The organism is Pseudoalteromonas sp. NBT06-2 (assembly GCF_002276045.1).
Taxonomy (GTDB): Bacteria; Pseudomonadota; Gammaproteobacteria; order Enterobacterales; family Alteromonadaceae; genus Pseudoalteromonas.
This window is the reverse complement of sequence record NZ_NQMR01000307.1, coordinates 1-887: the sequence shown is the minus strand read 5'-3', so window position 1 is coordinate 887 and position 887 is coordinate 1. Positions and strand designations below refer to the sequence as shown.

1 protein-coding gene is annotated in these 887 nt (G+C 33.5%); it reads right to left on the bottom strand.

The window, feature by feature from the left end; translation table 11 throughout:
* Positions 1-186 precede the first annotated feature (186 nt).
* Complete coding sequence (locus tag CJF42_RS25635; protein WP_095369319.1) at positions 187-813, bottom strand: class I SAM-dependent methyltransferase; 627 nt, start codon at positions 811-813, stop codon at positions 187-189.
* Positions 814-887: the final 74 nt, after the last annotated feature.

Genomic DNA, 887 nt, shown 5'->3' with positions numbered 1-887 from the left:
GGGGAAGACTAAAGGTTAATATAGAATGTTATACCATTTCCGTTAATAAAGTGCTCATTCACCAGACGTTCAAAGCGTTTTAGTCAAGGCATTGGTATTATATTTTCAGCGTTAATTTTTAGTGCTTTAGTCAACCTGTTTAACCTAGCTTTTTATCTAAAATTTATGTGTGTTATTTTTGTCTGTCTAATAATCACTTTCAACCTTCATAAAATGACAATAAATAAAATTTTGCTTAGTATGAAAAGGAGTATTGTGAGTTTCCTTATGGTGTGAGACTAAAACAAAACGCTCACCTAACTCAGCAGCTAAAGTATCTTTATTATATCTGCATATTTCTAAGCCACTGCATTTCTTGGGTCCATCATCTGCAAAAGTAGCAATGATGACATGGCCATTTTTATTTAATGCATGGGTTAAATTGTGAACATATTTCTGACGCTCTACCTTTTTGGTTAAAAAATGAAATACAGCTCTATCGTGCCATAAGTCAATTTTAAGCGCTTTTAGATTGTTACCTATTATATCAGCTTCAATCCACTTAACTCGCTTAGATGCTTCACCTAATCGCTCTTGAGCGGTCTTTAATGCAGCTGATGATAAATCTAAAACCTGAAGATTTGAATAGCCCAACTTAATCAAATCATCAACTAGAACCGATGCTCCCCCCCCGACGTCGATCAAAGATGTAGAGAAGGATAAATCAGTTGTATTTATAAGCTCTAGTGACTTTGTACTGTGAGATTGAAACCAACTAACTTCTTCAGAGGATTTATTTGTATATACGTTTTCCCAATGATCTTTTGTTTTCATATTTTTTCATTCTATTATTTTCCATCTTTTGACTATCGCATTATTTTAGCAATTAAAAAAGGCCACCTAAGTGA